Source organism: Halotalea alkalilenta, assembly GCF_001648175.1.
GTDB lineage: Bacteria > Pseudomonadota > Gammaproteobacteria > Pseudomonadales > Halomonadaceae > Halotalea > Halotalea alkalilenta_A.
Genome location: NZ_CP015243.1, coordinates 71,194 through 86,949 on the forward strand (window position 1 = coordinate 71,194; position 15,756 = coordinate 86,949).

At 61.2% G+C, this 15,756-nt stretch carries 18 protein-coding genes, 3 tRNA genes and 1 pseudogene; 12 read left to right on the forward strand and 10 right to left on the reverse strand.

The features are described from left to right. The first annotated feature begins 188 nt into the window (after positions 1–188). Positions 189–1,121, forward strand: a complete 933-nt coding sequence (locus A5892_RS00350) for a helix-turn-helix domain-containing protein (protein ID WP_064121101.1) — start codon at positions 189–191, stop codon at positions 1,119–1,121. Here the strand turns inward: A5892_RS00350 and A5892_RS20595 are convergent. After that, positions 1,060–2,358: pseudogene (locus A5892_RS20595) on the reverse strand (prolyl oligopeptidase family serine peptidase); the annotation flags it as partial. The gene A5892_RS00350 and the pseudogene A5892_RS20595 sit on opposite strands and share 62 nt — an antisense overlap. Continuing rightward, complete coding sequence (locus A5892_RS20600; RefSeq protein WP_064121103.1) at positions 2,253–3,023, reverse strand: hypothetical protein; 771 nt, start codon at positions 3,021–3,023, stop codon at positions 2,253–2,255. The pseudogene A5892_RS20595 and the gene A5892_RS20600, both read right to left, overlap by 106 nt. An 850-nt stretch (positions 3,024–3,873) precedes the next feature. Here A5892_RS20600 and A5892_RS20605 point away from each other — a divergent pair. Both A5892_RS20605 and A5892_RS21055 read left to right on the forward strand, forming a co-directional pair. Further along, positions 3,874–4,134 (forward strand): TetR/AcrR family transcriptional regulator, encoded by a 261-nt coding sequence (locus A5892_RS20605; protein WP_223302858.1) that lies wholly within the window; start codon positions 3,874–3,876, stop codon positions 4,132–4,134. Beyond that, positions 4,112–4,366, forward strand: coding sequence for a hypothetical protein (locus A5892_RS21055; RefSeq protein WP_441294770.1), 255 nt, complete (start codon positions 4,112–4,114; stop codon positions 4,364–4,366). The genes A5892_RS20605 and A5892_RS21055 overlap by 23 nt, the downstream gene beginning before the upstream one ends. A 197-nt stretch (positions 4,367–4,563) precedes the next feature. Here A5892_RS21055 and A5892_RS20060 read toward each other — a convergent pair whose 3' ends face one another. After that, the gene (locus A5892_RS20060; RefSeq protein WP_150123436.1) at positions 4,564–4,896 is read right to left on the reverse strand and encodes a hypothetical protein; all 333 of its coding nucleotides are present in this window, start codon (positions 4,894–4,896) and stop codon (positions 4,564–4,566) included. Positions 4,897–4,962: 66 nt separating this feature from the next. Here A5892_RS20060 and A5892_RS20610 point away from each other — a divergent pair, with 66 nt between their 5' ends. The 4 genes from A5892_RS20610 (at position 4,963) to A5892_RS00375 (ending at position 7,048) form a co-directional block, all read left to right on the forward strand. Further along, positions 4,963–5,511, forward strand: a complete 549-nt coding sequence (locus A5892_RS20610; protein WP_064121104.1) for a hypothetical protein — start codon at positions 4,963–4,965, stop codon at positions 5,509–5,511. A 54-nt stretch (positions 5,512–5,565) separates the two neighbouring features. Next, positions 5,566–6,096 (forward strand): hypothetical protein, encoded by a 531-nt coding sequence (locus A5892_RS00370; protein WP_223302748.1) that lies wholly within the window; start codon positions 5,566–5,568, stop codon positions 6,094–6,096. Further along, positions 6,093–6,377 carry a type II toxin-antitoxin system RelE/ParE family toxin gene (locus A5892_RS19685; RefSeq protein ID WP_082890188.1) on the forward strand — a complete coding sequence of 95 codons (285 nt, stop codon included), beginning with the start codon at positions 6,093–6,095 and terminating at the stop codon, positions 6,375–6,377. Before A5892_RS00370 ends, A5892_RS19685 begins: the two co-directional genes overlap by 4 nt. A 251-nt stretch (positions 6,378–6,628) precedes the next feature. Continuing rightward, a complete protein-coding gene (locus A5892_RS00375) occupies positions 6,629–7,048 on the forward strand; it encodes a type II toxin-antitoxin system HicB family antitoxin (RefSeq protein ID WP_064121106.1) in 420 nt (139 codons plus the stop codon). A 53-nt stretch (positions 7,049–7,101) separates the two neighbouring features. On the opposite strand, the gene A5892_RS00380 is transcribed toward A5892_RS00375, so the two are convergent. After that, on the reverse strand, positions 7,102–7,305 hold the full coding sequence (locus tag A5892_RS00380) for a hypothetical protein (RefSeq protein ID WP_150123437.1): 204 nt from the start codon (positions 7,303–7,305) through the stop codon (positions 7,102–7,104). A 320-nt stretch (positions 7,306–7,625) separates the two neighbouring features. On the opposite strand from A5892_RS00380, the gene A5892_RS00385 reads away from it, so the two are divergent. Then, positions 7,626–8,075, forward strand: coding sequence for a hypothetical protein (locus tag A5892_RS00385; RefSeq protein ID WP_223302749.1), 450 nt, complete (start codon positions 7,626–7,628; stop codon positions 8,073–8,075). 98 nt (positions 8,076–8,173) lie between these two features. Here the strand turns inward: A5892_RS00385 and A5892_RS00390 are convergent. From A5892_RS00390 to A5892_RS00415, 6 genes are all read right to left on the reverse strand, one after another. Then, positions 8,174–8,249, reverse strand: a tRNA-Thr gene (locus A5892_RS00390). Between the two features lie 36 nt (positions 8,250–8,285). Next, a tRNA-Gln gene (locus tag A5892_RS00395) sits at positions 8,286–8,360 on the reverse strand. A 9-nt stretch (positions 8,361–8,369) separates the two neighbouring features. Continuing rightward, positions 8,370–8,445: transfer RNA gene (locus A5892_RS00400), tRNA-Phe, on the reverse strand. 94 nt (positions 8,446–8,539) lie between these two features. Beyond that, on the reverse strand, positions 8,540–8,812 hold the full coding sequence (locus A5892_RS00405) for an oxidative damage protection protein (RefSeq protein WP_027349511.1): 273 nt from the start codon (positions 8,810–8,812) through the stop codon (positions 8,540–8,542). Between the two features lie 83 nt (positions 8,813–8,895). Further along, positions 8,896–10,005: an A/G-specific adenine glycosylase gene (gene mutY, locus A5892_RS00410; protein WP_064121109.1), complete on the reverse strand. Its 1,110-nt coding sequence runs from the start codon at positions 10,003–10,005 to the stop codon at positions 8,896–8,898. Next, on the reverse strand, positions 10,002–12,413 hold the full coding sequence (locus A5892_RS00415) for an AsmA family protein (RefSeq protein WP_064121110.1): 2,412 nt from the start codon (positions 12,411–12,413) through the stop codon (positions 10,002–10,004). Before A5892_RS00415 ends, mutY begins: the two co-directional genes overlap by 4 nt. Positions 12,414–12,708: 295 nt before the next feature. On the opposite strand from A5892_RS00415, the gene hisB reads away from it, so the two are divergent. From hisB to hisF, 4 genes are all read left to right on the forward strand, one after another. Continuing rightward, entirely contained in the window at positions 12,709–13,332 is a 624-nt protein-coding gene (gene hisB / locus A5892_RS00420) for an imidazoleglycerol-phosphate dehydratase HisB (RefSeq protein WP_064121111.1), read from the forward strand. A 64-nt stretch (positions 13,333–13,396) separates the two neighbouring features. Next, positions 13,397–14,035: an imidazole glycerol phosphate synthase subunit HisH gene (hisH, locus tag A5892_RS00425; protein ID WP_064121112.1), complete on the forward strand. Its 639-nt coding sequence runs from the start codon at positions 13,397–13,399 to the stop codon at positions 14,033–14,035. 95 nt (positions 14,036–14,130) lie between these two features. Beyond that, the gene (gene hisA, locus A5892_RS00430) at positions 14,131–14,862 is read left to right on the forward strand and encodes a 1-(5-phosphoribosyl)-5-[(5-phosphoribosylamino)methylideneamino]imidazole-4-carboxamide isomerase (protein ID WP_064121113.1); all 732 of its coding nucleotides are present in this window, start codon (positions 14,131–14,133) and stop codon (positions 14,860–14,862) included. Between the two features lie 36 nt (positions 14,863–14,898). Further along, positions 14,899–15,672, forward strand: a complete 774-nt coding sequence (gene hisF, locus A5892_RS00435; RefSeq protein ID WP_064121114.1) for an imidazole glycerol phosphate synthase subunit HisF — start codon at positions 14,899–14,901, stop codon at positions 15,670–15,672. Positions 15,673–15,756: the final 84 nt, after the last annotated feature.

The window sequence follows — 15,756 nt, forward strand, 5'->3', positions numbered from 1 at the left end:
CGCGCACTGATACGGCTCATGGGAGGGCGTGGCGGTGCGAGCTGGGTCGGGCGCTCTCTACCGGCGGGACCGGATCAAGTGAGGACTTGGTTACCTTCGTCGAGGCTTTCAGCGACATGGCCTGTTAATTGCTTGAAGGCTGGACTCTCAAACAGTCGTCGTAGATCCGCCGATGCGAGGTGTCCGCCGTGAGCAGCACTCAGTATTCGACCAGCGTCGTCACTGCCCCCCGCCGCTTCGAGTATTGGAAGGAGGTCGTGTGTCGCCATTGCATTCCCGCCTCCAGCAAGCCTTTGGTCAAAAGCGACTTCGAAGGCCAACTCGCTGTCCGCGGCCTTGGCTCGCTTGACATCTGCACGCTGTCCGCACCGTTGCATTATTGGGAGCGCACGCCCCGGCATCTGCGCAGCGGCCCCGACGAAGACCTCTGGCTGGGCTTCACCCGGCATGGCTACGGCGAACTGGAGCAAGGCGGCCGCAGGGCGAAGCTGTCGGCCGGCAGCCTGATGCTCTACGACGCCTCGCAAACCTTCCGCTTCAGCCTCGGCGGCTCCGACATCCACCTGGTGCGTATTCCCCGGCATCTGCTGAGCTTCCGCCTGCCCGGCGTCGAGAAACTCACCGCCCAGGTGCTGGACGACCGCCGCCCCGGCGTGGTCCCGCTGCGTGAGATGCTGCTCCAGGCTGCCGCGACTCCCCCAGGGCTTCAGGATGCGGAAATTTCCAAGCGCTTCTCGCAGACGATGCTCGACCTGTTGGTACTCAGCCTGGAACTGCAGGATCTGAAGAAGACCAACGCCGAGCTGGATCTATACGCCCGGGTAATGAACTACATTCGTCTTCACCTCAGCGATCCGAATCTGACCATCGAGCGCATCGCCCAGGCGCACCATGTCTCCACCCGCACCATCACCCGCGCATTCGCCCGACACCAGAAGACGCCAGTCTCGGTGATCTGGCAGGAGCGCCTGCAGGCTAGCCGAGAGGCGATCGAGAACGGCCATGTGCGCAGTGTTTCCCAAGTCGCACTGGACCATGGATTCTCGGATTTCTCACACTTCAGCCACGCCTTCCGCAAGGCCTTCGGCGTCGCCCCACAGACGCTGCTGCGCAAGCACTGATGGCGATGGGCTGACGATCAGCCATTGGTGTCAGTCCGCTGCCTTCAAAGTCAGCCTCGTCCAGGACAGCGAAAGCCCAGATGTCGGCAACCTCCTCGATCACCTTGTTGATCGGCTTTCCTACGCCGTGGCCGGCGCGGGTCTCAACGCGCAGAAGGTGGGGGCGGTCGCCGAGATCGGCAGCCTGGAGAGCGACGACATACTTGAAGCGGTGGGCAAGCACGACGCGATCGTCTGTGTCGGCCGTCATCACCAGGATGGCGGGATAGGCCTTACCGGTGCGGATGTTGTGATAGGGCGAGTAGCTCAGCAGATTGCGAAAATCCGCCTCTTACGCCGGGTCGCCGAACTCACTGATCCATAGCTGAGCGCCGGTGAAGCGATCGAAACTCAGCATGTCCATCACGCCGACGCCGGGAAGCCCGGCGGCAAAGAGATCCGGCCGCTGGTTGACCACGGCACCGACCAGCAACCCGCCATTGGACTCGCCTTGGATCGCAAGCCCATCGGATGAGGCGATCCCTTCGGCCCGCAGATACTCGCCAGCGGCGATGAAATCGTCGAAGCTGTTCTGCTTGTCGAGCAGACGCCCGCCGTCATGCCAGCCCTTGCCGTATTCGCCACCGCCGCGGATGTTGGCGACGGCAACGACACCGCCCTGCTCCACCCATACCAACTGGGCAGGCGAATAGATTGGGATAGCGCTGATTCCAAAGCCACCGTAGCCGTACAGCAGGGTTGCGGCAGGTCTAGTGACGTCCTCGCGCCGGACGATGAACATCGACACCTTGGTGCCGTCCTTCGAGGCGTAGAAACGCTGCTCGACGACGATCCGATCGAGATCGACGGCGATCTTCGGCTGCGCCCATACTGAGCTTGTGTTGGTGGCCACGTCGTAGCGATAGATCGTGGTCGGCGCATTGTGGCTGGTGAAGACGAAGAACGCCTCGTCGTCCGTCGCTCGGCCGCGAACCCCCCCGGCGCTGCCGATGCCGGGTAGCTCCAAGACGCCGCCGGAGAAGCCATCAAGCCTGTAGCGCTCCACCTGCGTCTTCGCATCGACCAAGTAGGAGACGATGAGCCAGCCTCCGAACAGCGATGCATCGTTGAGGATCGCCTCCTTCTCGACGATCAAGTCAGTGAACGTCGGCTCGGCATCACCGAGATCCAGGGGCACGATCTTTCCGCGCTCTGCACCCTCCTGGGTAGCCAGGAACAACTTCGTCCCGATATTGCCGACGACGGACCAGTAGTTGTCGAAGTTCGCGACCAGTGTGCGCGGCGTCCAGCCGGAACTGGCCAGATCCACGATGGTCGGTGCGCTACCACCCGAGCCGGGGGAGGAGTGACCAGGTACCGGCCGTCGTCGGTCATGCCAGCCACGTGCACCAGGTACGGCTGCTCGGGCGTGGCATGGACGAGTCTATCCGCCTTCTGCGACGTGCCCAGCGCATGGAAGTAGACGGCATGACCGTCCACGCGCGCCTTTGGCGTCGTGCCCTTCCCCGGCTCGGAAAAGCTCGAATAGAAAAAGCCCGACCCGTCCTCCGCCCAGCCGTTGGGGTCGATCAGCACCCGATCCGACCCGCTCACGCCCTCGCGGGCGACGAGGAGCGCCTGATCGTCAAGCCCGGCGTTGCGCGTGAAGAAGTAGCGATTCCCCCGCTCCTGCGGTGCGGTGAGGCGTTCGTGATCGAACAGCGTGGTCAACCGTTCGCGCAGCAGCTCTCGGCCGGGTAACTCGGCCAGAAAGGCGCGGGTGAGCTGGTTCTGGGCTGCCACCCAGGCGGCGACGTCGGGATCACACTTGGCATCGTTCTCCAGCCAGCGGTAGGGATCTGCGATCTTGGTGCCGAAATGCTCGTCGACGACGTAGACGCGTTTGATTTCAGGATAGGGCATGGGCGCCTCCTGGTTCGCGAAGGAGATCAATCGTGAAACGCATAGACAGGATCCGATCGGCAATGACCGATCCAATGCTGATTGAGAAAAAGCGTAGCAAGCCTACCAAACGAGCACTCGTCTCCGGCTGGATTCATCTCACCGTATCGAACCAGAGCGCGGACCGTCGGCATTTCAAGACTTCTCTGACGATCTATTTTTCGAGATTTAGATCATCGAACGGTCTCGTAAAAGCGTCCCGGGTATTTGGGAATTTATCCAAGAACTCCTCGCCATATTTCGGCAATCAATTCGGAACAGCTACCAAGATTATTCGTCAGCTGTAAGCGAGAATCTCCATGAATCTTCAAGGGATGACTTCGACGGCTCCTGAACTCGTCTCGCTCCTCCGTAGCTCAGAATCGTAGAGAATCCCGTCTTCCCGCCATCCGGGCGATGACGACAAGATCGCAGAAGGCGACGGTGAGGCCTGACATTGGCTGCCGAGTATCGATTCACTTCAGCCATCGGACGATGCCGACAGGCTCCCCATTGATACAAGCATGTTGCGAAGCGATATGTGTCGGTCACCAGGACTTGTCATTACATTGCATTCAAGATGCTTCGATCATTAAAATGCTTATAAGTGTCGATATCCGGATAGAATGGAGTGCTTGAGCGCTGGCCGCCTCCCCCACTCATCTGAAGATCATGTTCTAATCGATACAGAAATGGCTCTACCACGCTGCTGAGATGAGTCAACGGGGTTATATGACGCTCGATGCAAAAACCTGAACGGGCATTGCAAGCCGACAAGACAGCGCTGGGCCGCAGCCGCGGGTGACCACGCGCGTTCGATCGTGAAACCGCCCTGGCACAGGCGACCTGCCTGTTCTGGTCCAAGAGCTATGAAGCGACCTCCATCGCCGACCTTATCAAAGCGATGGGGCTCGGATCGCCCAGCCTGTACGCGGCTTTCGGCTCAAAGGAGGCACTCTACGCCGGGGCGCTGCGACATTTTACGAGCCGTACGCGATTTTTTCCAAAAGCGAACGCTGGAAGAACTGAATGGATCGGGAAATGGATACACCATCATCGGTGGCCTGCTGATCCAATGGGGAAAAACGAGTAGGCAGAACATCGAAGCGTCTTATGACCATACATTCGTACGATCGTTTTTGACAATGTTCACGGTGGTCGTCGAGACGCACACGGAAAACGATGAAGGAGATCAGCGCGAATACGATACCTTGGCCGTTCTCAATAGCTGGAGAAACGACGGCTTTCGATGGGGATTACGCAGTGTTGATCGGACTTCGACAGCATGGCTCAGCGCGACTTACATTGCCGTAGGCTTGCCTTGAGCAATGTCTCCATTTCTTGAGCAATCCACATAGTCCCTGGCAACTATCGGGGGCCGGTTGATGCCCTCTGCTTAAAAGACATAAACCGCTCGCCCGCGTCATAAGGCGCCCGCTCTGCGAAGGCAACAACAATTTTCCTGGTGAAGCTCACGACAGCAAAGCATACAGTCCAGCCACTTCCACGCATTCAAACCAATCTATCCGAGTATTACCATTGCATACTTCATAGTGGATCTAATTATTATTAGCGCCATAATAAGAGATAAAACACCAACTGAAAATGCCCATATTTTTCGCCATCGAGTTTTCTGCCGTTCATGGTAACGCCGACCATAGTCAATAGCGGAAAGGACAGGAATCAATATGCCACCCAAGGAGAGGGCTAGCCCAAATAGTAGCGCCATTCCACCCAACTCGTCTTTAACAACTGCTACTGCAGCCAAAGCTAGAACCAATGTCGCCCCAAATGCATAATTTTTGATCAACTCAATGAATTCTTTTATTTCATTGACTTTACTTTCATCCGACATGGGAGGCTCCAATCATATTTAATCATCGGCAATAACTTTATTTACTTAATTCATTGACAAATGTCCATGTTCAATTGTGCACACCATTTTTACAACGCCCACCGCTCGCCCCACCCTCCCCAACCCCGCATCCTGGCCCGGTCTAGCGGTGCTGCGCCACACGTTGCCCCGCGCACCGTATCGTCCGCCCACTACCCGGAATCGAACATCGCCGATAGCTATCATCATGGCGTCCGCGTCCTCGATATCTCCGAGGGGGCGCGCACCATCCGCACCGTCTCGACCAGCGTGACCGGACTCATCGCGACCGCGCCGGATGCCGACGCTGAGAAGTTCCCACTCGATACCCCTGTACTCCTCACCAACGCCGCCGCGATCGGCCTGCGCGCCGTCGTCGACAGCATCACCAGCGCCGGCCGCCACCAGCTCGGCGTCGCTGAGCGGACCTTGACACTCACTGTCGGCCACCCCGACATCGCTGTCGAAACCCCGGTGCGCGTAACCGGCTACAAGCCCGAGATCGACGCCACCGCCTGGATCGCCACCGAAGTGACCCATTCACTCAGCGATAGCGGGCTAGTCACTGATCTCAAATGCGAGACGGATGGTGCATAACCAGCGGGTGATGAGAAATCAGATATCGACGGAAAGGTCACATAGTGGCATTTCTTGCAGGACAACTATTATTCATGCACTCTATCTATGATAATCCATGCATCTTGGGAGATCGCCATGCATACCCTCACACTTGCGGAACTACGCACGACCACCCATGCCGGTGGAATCAAAGGAGTGACGCTAAAAGCCGAGGGTGGGGCTTTTCTCATCCAGGTCAGCACCCGCAGGGGCACCGATGCCTTACTGGCCAAGGCACGCAGCAGCGAGCCGCGTCGCTTCGGCAATCCCGTCCAGGCGTTGAACCTGCTACATGACCTGGGCTTGGTGGTCGGCGAATTCGATGTCGCCCATTGGACACCCACGGCACGCAGCAGCACACGTGTACGGCCTGATCGCGCCATTGCGATGAAACGAGCACACGAAGCCGCCGGGCATGACGAATGGTTTCGCGCCGAGGTGGCCAAAGGCATCGCAGAGGCCGACGATCCCAATGCCCAATGGGTCAGCCATGAAGACACCAACGCAAGCTGGGCCGCACGACGAGCAGCCCTTCTCGAACGAACCAAAGGGCATGATCATTGAAGGTATTCTGGCTAGCCGCCGCACTTCGTGACCGAGATACCCAGCTCGAGTACATCGCCGCCAAAGATCCATTGGCCGCCGTAACTCAAGGCGATCGGATTCAGGGTCAAATCGATCATCTCGCAGAACATCCCAATCTAGGCCGCGAAGGACGCGTCAGCGGTACCCGAGAGTTGATCATCGCCAGTACACCATTCATCGCCGTCTATCGCGTACTTCCGCGAGCCAAGCGCATCGAACTCATCCGGCTACTACACGGCGCGCAGCGATGGCCGCTGTGATTGCAGAAGAGAAACCATGATGGAGCTACTCAGCCACCGGGGCCATTATGGATCGATCGAGACCAGCACCGAGGATAACTGCCTGTTTGGCAAGCTGCAGTTCATCCGCGCGCTGGTCACCTATGAGGGCGAAAACCGTCGAAGAGCTGACCGCTGCTTTCCAAGAGGCGGTCGACGATTATCTCATAGACGTACGAGCAGCTTGGCGTAGCGCCAGAGAAGCCATACCCATAGCCTGTGGAGGGAAAACCATGTTGTTCCCCATCGCGATAGAACGTGGCGACGATACGCATGCATACGGTGTGGCGGTCCCGGATATGCCGGGCTGCTTCTCGGCCGGTGACACCTTAGAGGAAGCATTGGCCAATGTTCACGAGGCTATTGAGGGCTATCTGGAAGTGCAGACCGAATATGGTGAGCCGCTTCCTCAGGCCCACTCGATCGAGCATCATTTGGGTAACCCGGACTACGAAGGCTGGATATGGGCGGTGGTCGATGTCGACCTGACCCCCTACCTGGGCAAAAGCCACAAGATCAACGTCACGCTGCCGGATCTACTGGTCAAGCAGATCGATGATTTCGTGGCCAGCAACCCCAGCGACAAGAGCCGTTCTGGTTTTCTATCCCGCGTTGCCTTGGCAGAGCTGGCACGCGCAAGGCGCAGCGCCTGACCGGTGGCGGCGTTGCAGAAAAAGGGAGCAGCGCCGCCAAGTGACCAAAAGCCTCAAAGTCGGCGGTACTGCCCCACCACCACCCCGCAGAACTCCACCGCGTCGAGGTCGAGCTCGATTTCCTGCCCACCGGACATCGACAGAAACCTCAGCCGTCCTGCCTGAACGTCCATCCGCACTACTCGCATGAAATCCACACCGCGCAACAACAAACAATCCCCATGCCCCGGAGCGGCTCGCTCGTCGACCACCAGCACGCCTCCCTCGGTGATCGCCGCTCCATCACGCCACAGCTCCACCACCTCGACGATATAGCAGTGGCCAGGATCCTTGATCAGATCAAAAAATGGCGCCCGTCATTGACGGGCGCACGATACTCGACTCGCATCAAACCCGCCCAAACCACTGTGCATACGTACACAAAAACAGCGCTTTGGGACGTTTGCAATATGTCACGAATCACTGATCACATGCCACCGAGTTCGGTGAATCACAGAGCCATGGGGCCTCCGCAGACATCGGGTGATACCACAATTCCCTACACCCTGAGACCATACACCTGCGGGGTATCGAGGTGGTGACATTAACCGACGCCAACACCCTCCCCGAAGGCCTCAAGACCAATCGCCGCAAGGGATCACGCGACAACATCGTCGCATGGACTCCCCGGCTTCAGGCGGCGTGGGATGCCGCAGTTCAGCGCAGAGCGAACATCTGGGAAAAGCGCGGCCGGGCCGTCCCTCTCAATCCGGCTCGGCGGCCTTTGATCATCTCGAGAAACGGCGATGCGCTGCAGAAAAGCTCGTTCGATAGCGCCTGGCAACGCTTCATTCACAACGCCATGGAGGACGGTGCGATCGACATCGAAGACCGCTTTGGACTGCATGATTTAAAGCGCAGAGGGATCACGGACACCGAAGGAAATAGGCACGACAAACAGGACGCAGCCGGTCATCGGTCACCAGCGATGATGGACGTTTACGACCTGAGTTTGCCGATCGTGCCGACCTCGGAAACGCGCAAATGAACCAACAATCTACGCGATCAATCTACGCAGAAACGAAAAAACCGCCCCGAAGGCGGTATGCTCTTTGCTGCAACTGCTTGAATTTTCTGGCTTTCGGATGGTGCCGGCACCAGGAGTCGAACCCGGGACCTACTGATTACAAGTCAGTTGCTCTACCAACTGAGCTATGCCGGCTTTACGTGGTGCTCGAGTTGGAATTCCGAAGCGGGGTGGCTGGGGTACCAGGATTCGAACCTGGGAATGCCGGTACCAAAAACCGGTGCCTTACCACTTGGCGATACCCCATCGAAGAAGTGGTGGCCAGAGACGGAATCGAACCGCCGACACGGGGATTTTCAATCCCCTGCTCTACCAACTGAGCTATCTGGCCCCTTGCCAACGGCGCTTATTTAAACGGATATCCTCCCCATGGTCAAGCACTTGCCGAAAATATTTGGTCCTGGGCCAGGCCTGCCGTGCGCGCCTCATTCGCTGGGGGGAACGTAGCCTTGGGCGGTGTCGGTAGGCTGGTTATCGAGAAACAGTTCGAGCTGCTCCATCAGGTACCGACGGGTCGCGGGGTCGAGCAGGTTGAGATGCTTTTCGTTGATCAGGCGCGTTTGCAGCGCCTGCCACTCGTTCCAGGCCTGCTGGGAAACGCTGGCTTGGATCTCCTGGCCCTTGGCGCCGGGCAGCGGGGGCATGGTGAGCGCGGGCAGCTCTTGCTGGTACTTGCGACAGAATACGGTGTTCGCCATGGCTCGCTCTTGCGGTCGGGAAAAGACGGCCGTGCTCTTGTCACAGCCCGTAAGGTTCTAGGTGGGGGCGGTGTCTCTCAGGTTCAATCGCGGCTCAATCGTTCGAGCAGCTTCTTGACCGGAGCGGCGAGGCCGATGCCGGAGAGATCCCGCGGATCGATCCAGCGGCGCTCGTCGTCGGCGATCCCGTAAGGGGGTGTCGCAACCTTGGCCGGGGTGGGCAGAATCTCGAGCTGGAAATGGGTGAAGACGTGAATGAAGGGCGCCCATTCGGGCTCGCGCTCGGCCCGTGGAGCATAGGTATCGAGCCAATCGTCGAGCTGCTCCTCGTCGTCGAACTGGGGTAGCCCCCAGAGCCCTCCCCAGAGTCCGCTCGCCGGCCGACGTTCGAGCAGCACGCGGCCGTCATCGCTGCATAGCAGCAGCATGCGGGTGTGCCGGCGCGGCACCGCCTTGCGAGGTTTGGACTCGGGGAAGCGGGTCTCCTCCCCACGGCGATGGGCCTCGCAGTGATCCTCGAGAGGGCAGAGCAGGCAGGCAGGCTTGGTCCGAGTGCACAGGATGGCGCCGATATCCATCATCACCTGGGTGTAGTCACCGACCCGCTGCTGAGGCGTGTAGCGCTCAGCGAGCTCCCACAGCCTGCGCTCGACCGCGGGCCGCCCAGGCCAGCCTTCGACGGCATGGAAGCGGCTGAGCACGCGCTTGACGTTGCCATCGAGGATCGCTGCACGGCCGTTACCTGAAAGGCTGATCACCGCGCCCGCGGTCGAGCGCCCGATGCCGGGCAGCTCGGCGAGCGCTTCGACGCTCTCGACCGGGAAGTGGCCGCCATGCTGCTCCACGACGATTTTCGCGGCTCGATGCAAGTTACGCGCGCGCGCGTAGTAGCCGAGTCCGGTCCACAAGTGCAGCACTTCATCGATCGGTGCGCTGGCGAGGGCGAAGACATCGGGAAAGCGCGCCATGAAACGCTCGAAATAGCCAATCACGGTGGCAACCTGGGTCTGCTGGAGCATGATCTCCGATACCCACACCCGGTAGGGTGTCTGCTCACGCTGCCAGGGCAGGTGAGTGCGTCCGTTGTGGTCGAACCAATCGAGCACCCGGCGCTGGAACCATTCGGGCGAAAGCTCGCTTTCCGAAGCTGGCGCTGGGCGCCTCGAAACGGCGTCGAGGGATGCTTCGGTCAATTGAACAACCCCCTCAATACATCACGCACGCGCTGTCCGTCCTGGGTGCCAAGGGCATCATCGATCCGAGCGCCAATGTCGCCTTCGAGGACGTCGTTGAGGTGCTGCCTCAGCGCCTCTCGCCCGCCCCGCTCGAGCTCCTCGGCGAACGCGACCTGATCGAACCGGCACCACTCTCCCGGCGCTCCGGCATACTCGCCCTCGCAGCGCAGTGGCAGCCTGATCCGCGAGAGCTGGGCCGAAACACCGCAGGCGCGCTGGGTTGGATCATCGACGAACCCGGCATGAAACAGCAGATCGAAACGACGGGCGGCGAGATCGCTCTGTCCCGCGCCAGTGAGTTCCAATCCCGGCACCGCCCCCTCGAGATCGTCGCTATGGACGACGCCGTGATCGATGGTGAAGGTTCCTTCCAACCGCTCGATCGGGGTGTCGCTCTGCGGCTCGCGGCTCGGCTGGCTGGCGGAGAGCGTCGCGGCGGCGGCGCAGATCTGCCCGGGCACGTCGACGCCACGCAGGCGGCCATCGACGATGGCGACGCGACCTTGTCCAGAGAGATTGCCGAGCAGTGCCTCGACGCTGTCGGCCTGGGTCGCAAGCTGCGCCTGAGCCTGCAGATTACCGGCGAAGCGCTGGTCGCTCTCATTGGAATAGGCGCTCAGCATCGGCTCGAGCGCCACACCCTCGACCTGGGGAGAAAGATCGAGACTGATCGGCGACTGGCGCAGGTCGGCACTGCCGGTCGCGCTGATCCGACCGCCATAAAGCCCGGCGCTGAAGTGCTGTAGCGCCACTTGGCCATGATCGTTGGTGAAACGTAGCGAAGCCTGGTCGAAATCCACTCCCCGCAGCTTGAGCCGTTCGATGGCGAGTCGTCCATCGATGGCGCTCTCGTTCAAAGCATCGAAAGAAGGCAGTGGCGTGATCGCGGTGGCGTCGCCTTCGGCGAAGGCGCGGGAAATCAGCCAACCGCCACTTCGACTCGCGGCGGCGTCCTGCTCGAGCGCTTCTCGCGGCGGCAAGTAGGGGTCCAGATCGAGCGAGGGAGAACGCAAGTCGAAGTCGAGCGCACGCCCATCGAAGTCCGCCGCCAGCATTCCCTCGAGTGTCTGGCCATCGATACGCGCTTGTAGATCGCTCAGCGTCAGCCGCGAACCTTCACCGCTCAACGCGGCGTCGAAGCCGACCTCGTTCAACGCTTGATCGCCAGCCATACCCTCGAGGCCCACTCCTCGATCGGCCAGCCAGCCACGCAAGCTGCCGTCGGCCAAAGCCAGCAGTCCCTGGTATTGAGGAGTGTCGAACAGCGACTCGACCAGAAGCGAACCACTGAGCTTCAGCTGGCTACCGCTATCGAGCTGCAGCGCGTCCAGTCGAACGCGCTGTTCCAGCATATCGGCGTCGAGGTCGAATCCGAGGCGCAGCAGCAGTGCGTTCCCATCGAGCGCCTGGGGATGGAATTCACCATTGAAGCTCACACCGCTGGCACGGTAGCGTCCCCGATCCAGTGCAATCTCGAGGCTCGGCAGGGTCAAATCGAGTCGCTGGTTGCGCTCGGGGGCGAGCGCGGGGATCGACGAGTTGGTACCGAGGGCGAGGTTCTCCATCGCATAGAGGCCGCGCCCAGGATCCCCCTTGACCCTGGCGTTGAGCGTGACTTGGCTGCTCACCTCAGGCGCCTGGCTATTCAGCTCGAAGGCAAGCTCGATGGGAAAGAAATGCCCCGGAGCCACGTTTGAGCCATTGAAGCGCAGGTTGTCGAGTCGTATGTCCAGGGGCGGATGATCGCTGCCTTGGTACAGGTAGTGATCGACGTAGTGAACCCGCCCCTGGGTGACCTGCACCGTGGAGATATCGACGGCCAATGGCCGATCGGCAGGCGTTCTGGGAGCACCGCTGCGCTCGCCGGTATCGACTTGGGAAAACCAATCTTCGTCACTCAGGCGCTGGGCGGGAGCGGTCTCGACCGGCGCTTCGGCGCTGGCCGCCGGATCGGCGAAATGGTCAGCGACCGCCTGCCAGTTGCCGCGTCCGCTATCGTCACGTTCCAACTCGAGACTCAGCCCATCGATCACCACGCCATCGATCGAGATGTCTCCAGCAAGCAGAGGCGCGAAACGCACCTTCACATCGGCACGGTCGAGGGCAGCGAAGGGGACGCTGTCGGCCGGCTGATCTGGCAGGCGAACGGTCACATCTTCGACGGAAACGCCAAGACGCGGATAGAAGGTCCAGGAGATCGGCCCATCGAGGGCAACGTCCAGCCCGGTACGCTGCTTGGCGGCCTCGATCAGGCGCGGTTTCAGGTCATTGGGGTCGAAGAAGGTCGTGGCGTAGATCACACCGCCCACTACTACGAGCGCGATGACACCTACGGCGGCGAGCAGAGCTCGAAACAGACCTTTCATTGCATCCCCCAAGACGACTCGAGCACGATACTTCTCAAACGCCAAGCCCCGCGCAGGGCCGGCCCCGCTCGCCTACCGAGCGGTAGCAGTGATGATAACTTATCGAACACTGTTCGACATCTCGGGATCGCCTCTTTTTCAACACCCTCAGGTGACCATGCAGTGTAGCGAACGTGGCTGGCGGTTCTCTATAATGCCGGGCATAGATTCCGTTCGTTCCGGCCTTTAGCGCCGGATGCGCCGCTCATAACAGAGTCGCCTTCGCGACCTGGGCCCCATCACCGGAAAGCCACACATGACCGATCTACCCGCCGCCGGCGAGCCAGCCGCGCGCCGCACCGCTACCGTCAAGCGGGATACCGCCGAAACCCGCATCGAAGTCAGCATCGATCTCGACGGGGAAGGTCGGCTGGACGTCCAGACCGGTGTTCCCTTCTTCGAGCACATGCTGGATCAGGTGGCACGGCACGGCCAGCTCGATCTCACCATCCGCTGCGATGGCGATCTCGAGGTCGACGACCATCACACCGTCGAAGACGTGGGCATCGCCCTCGGACAGGCGTTTCGCCAGGCCCTCGGCGACAAGCGCGGCATCCAGCGCTACGGCCATGCCTATGTGCCGCTCGACGAGGCGCTCTCACGCGTGGTGATCGACTTCTCCGGCCGCCCGGGGCTGTTCATGGAGGCGAATTTCACCCGCGCCACCATCGGTCGTTTCGAGACTCAGCTGGTCAGCGAATTCTTCCAGGGATTTGCCAACCAGGCCGCCGCCACGCTGCATATCGACAACCTCAAGGGTGTGAACGCACACCATCAGGTCGAGACGATATTCAAGGCTTTCGGCCGCGCGGTACGCCAGGCGGTCGCCTTCGATCCGCGCATGGGCGGGCGCATCGCCTCGACCAAGGGTACTCTCTGAGCATCGCAGCAGACTCCGCGGGTGCCGGCACACCGCCACCCTCACATCGATAGACGAGGCCTCAATGACCATTGCAGTGATCGACTACGGCATGGGCAACCTGCACTCGGTAGCGAAGGCGCTCGAGCACGTCACCGAAGAACGTATCGCGATCACCCGCGATCCCCGCGCGATCAAGGGCGCCACTCGCGTGGTGCTGCCCGGCCAGGGCGCTATCCGCGACTGCATCGGCGAGCTGGAGCGAACAGAGCTTACCGGGCTGGTCAAGACGCTGCTGGCGGATGGCGACAAGCCACTGCTCGGCATCTGCGTCGGCCAGCAGATGCTGATGGAAAAGAGCGAGGAAAATGGCGGCGTTCGCTGCCTGGGTTACCTCGAGGGCGAGGTCAAGCGCTTCCCCGCCGACATGGTCGAGCACGGTGAGCGGCTCAAGGTACCTCACATGGGCTGGAACCAGGTCGAGCAACACCATATGCACCCGCTGTGGGAAGGCATTCCCACCGGCGACCGGTTCTATTTCGTGCACAGTTACTACGTCGCGGCGTCGCACGATGCCGAGGTGTTCGGCACGGTCCGCTACGGCGATGTCGTCGCCCATGTGGCGACCGGGCGCGACGCCACTTTCGCCGTTCAGTTCCACCCTGAGAAGAGTGCGGCAATGGGCCTGCGCCTGCTGGCCAACTTCGTCGCCTGGGCCCCCTGAGCGCGATCATCATTCATCCAGCATCCGGCCCGCCGGATGCTGAAAAGCCGCCAGGCGCCATCGCGCCGCACGCTTTACGACCAAGGTACACCGACATGCTCGTGATCCCCGCCATCGACCTCAAGGATGGTCACTGCGTCCGCCTCAAGCAGGGACGCATGGAAGACGCCACCGACTACGGCGCCGACCCGGTAGCGATGGCCAGTCGCTGGGTCGAGGCCGGCGCCCGCCGGCTTCACCTGGTCGATCTCAACGGTGCCTTCGAGGGCAAGCCGGTCAACGGCGCAGCGGTCACCGCCATCGCTCGCGCCTATCCCGATTTGCCGATCCAGATCGGTGGCGGCATCCGCTCGCGCGAAACCATCGCCCACTACCTCGACGCCGGCGTCTCCTATGTGATCATCGGTACGCTCGCGGTCAAGCACCCCGAGTTCGTCGCTAAAGCGTGCAGTGAATTTCCCGGCAGGATCATCGTCGGTCTCGATGCCCGCGATGGCTTCGTCGCCACCGACGGTTGGGCGGAGGTATCTGCGCTGCGCGCGGTCGAGCTGGCCAAGCGCTTCGCCCATGACGGTGTTTCCTCGATCGTCTACACCGACATCGCCCGCGACGGCATGATGCAGGGTGTCAATGTCGCAGCCACCGTCGAACTGGCTGAGCAGGGCGGCATTCCAGTGATCGCTTCCGGCGGCGTCACCGACCTCGACGACATCCGCGCGCTGTCCGCGGTCGCCGATCGCGGCATCCTCGGCGCGATCACCGGACGTGCGATCTACGAAGGCAGCCTCGATCTGGCCCAAGCACAGGCGATCTGCGATGGCCGCTGAGTCTTCGCCCACCGCCACAGGAACAGGAGCCTCGAGATGAGCCTTGCCAAGCGCATCATTCCCTGCCTGGACGTCGACCGCGGTCGCGTGGTCAAGGGCGTCAATTTCGTCGGCATCCGTGACGCGGGTGATCCGGTCGAGATCGCTAAGCGCTATAACGACCAGCACGCCGACGAGATCACCTTCCTCGATATCACCGCCAGCCACGAACGGCGCGGCACCACCCTCGAGATGGTGAGTCGGATCGCCGGGGAAGTGTTCATTCCGCTCACCGTTGGTGGCGGCATTCGCAGCTGCGACGATATTCGCGCGCTGCTCAACGCTGGTGCGGACAAGGTATCGATCAACACCGCCGCGGTGTTCAATCCCGACTTCGTGCACGAGGCCGCGGAACGTTTCGGCAGCCAGTGCATCGTCGTCGCGATCGATGCCAAGCGAGTCTCCGCCGAGGACGAGGCGCCACGCTGGGAAATATTCACCCACGGCGGACGCAAGCCGACCGGCCTCGATGCGGTCGAGTGGGCACGCAAGATGGTCGAATTCGGCGCTGGAGAGCTGCTGCTCACCAGCATGGATCGCGACGGCACCAAGGCTGGCTTCGATCTCGGCGTGACTCGTGCGATCAGCGATGCCGTCGCGGTGCCGGTGATCGCCTCCGGCGGGGTCGGCACCCTCGACCACCTGGTCGAAGGGGTCAAGCAGGGCGGCGCTGATGCGGTGCTGGCTGCGAGTATCTTCCACTTCGGCGAATACAGCATCGGCGAGGCGAAGGACTACCTCGCCAAGCACGGCGTCGAAGTACGTCGCTAGGCGGCCGGCCTTTCTCCACGGCCTCGAGCGCGCGTGAAGCCTCGGCTTGCGCGCGCCCAGCCGTACGCGGGAGCGGCCGCATCT

Bases quoted from the DNA above. Each gene is read 5' to 3' on its own strand.
- A5892_RS20600 (WP_064121103.1), bottom strand. From the start codon at position 3,023: ATGCCCTATCCTGAAATCAAACGCGTCTACGTCGTCGACGAGCATTTC.
- A5892_RS20060 (WP_150123436.1), bottom strand. From the start codon at position 4,896: ATGTCGGATGAAAGTAAAGTCAATGAAATAAAAGAATTCATTGAGTTG.
- A5892_RS20610 (WP_064121104.1), top strand. From the start codon at position 4,963: ATGTTCAATTGTGCACACCATTTTTACAACGCCCACCGCTCGCCCCAC.
- A5892_RS00375 (WP_064121106.1), top strand. From the start codon at position 6,629: ATGTTGTTCCCCATCGCGATAGAACGTGGCGACGATACGCATGCATAC.
- A5892_RS00405 (WP_027349511.1), bottom strand. From the start codon at position 8,812: ATGGCGAACACCGTATTCTGTCGCAAGTACCAGCAAGAGCTGCCCGCG.
- A5892_RS00415 (WP_064121110.1), bottom strand. From the start codon at position 12,413: ATGAAAGGTCTGTTTCGAGCTCTGCTCGCCGCCGTAGGTGTCATCGCG.
- hisB (WP_064121111.1), top strand. From the start codon at position 12,709: ATGACCGATCTACCCGCCGCCGGCGAGCCAGCCGCGCGCCGCACCGCT.
- hisH (WP_064121112.1), top strand. From the start codon at position 13,397: ATGACCATTGCAGTGATCGACTACGGCATGGGCAACCTGCACTCGGTA.
- hisA (WP_064121113.1), top strand. From the start codon at position 14,131: ATGCTCGTGATCCCCGCCATCGACCTCAAGGATGGTCACTGCGTCCGC.
- hisF (WP_064121114.1), top strand. From the start codon at position 14,899: ATGAGCCTTGCCAAGCGCATCATTCCCTGCCTGGACGTCGACCGCGGT.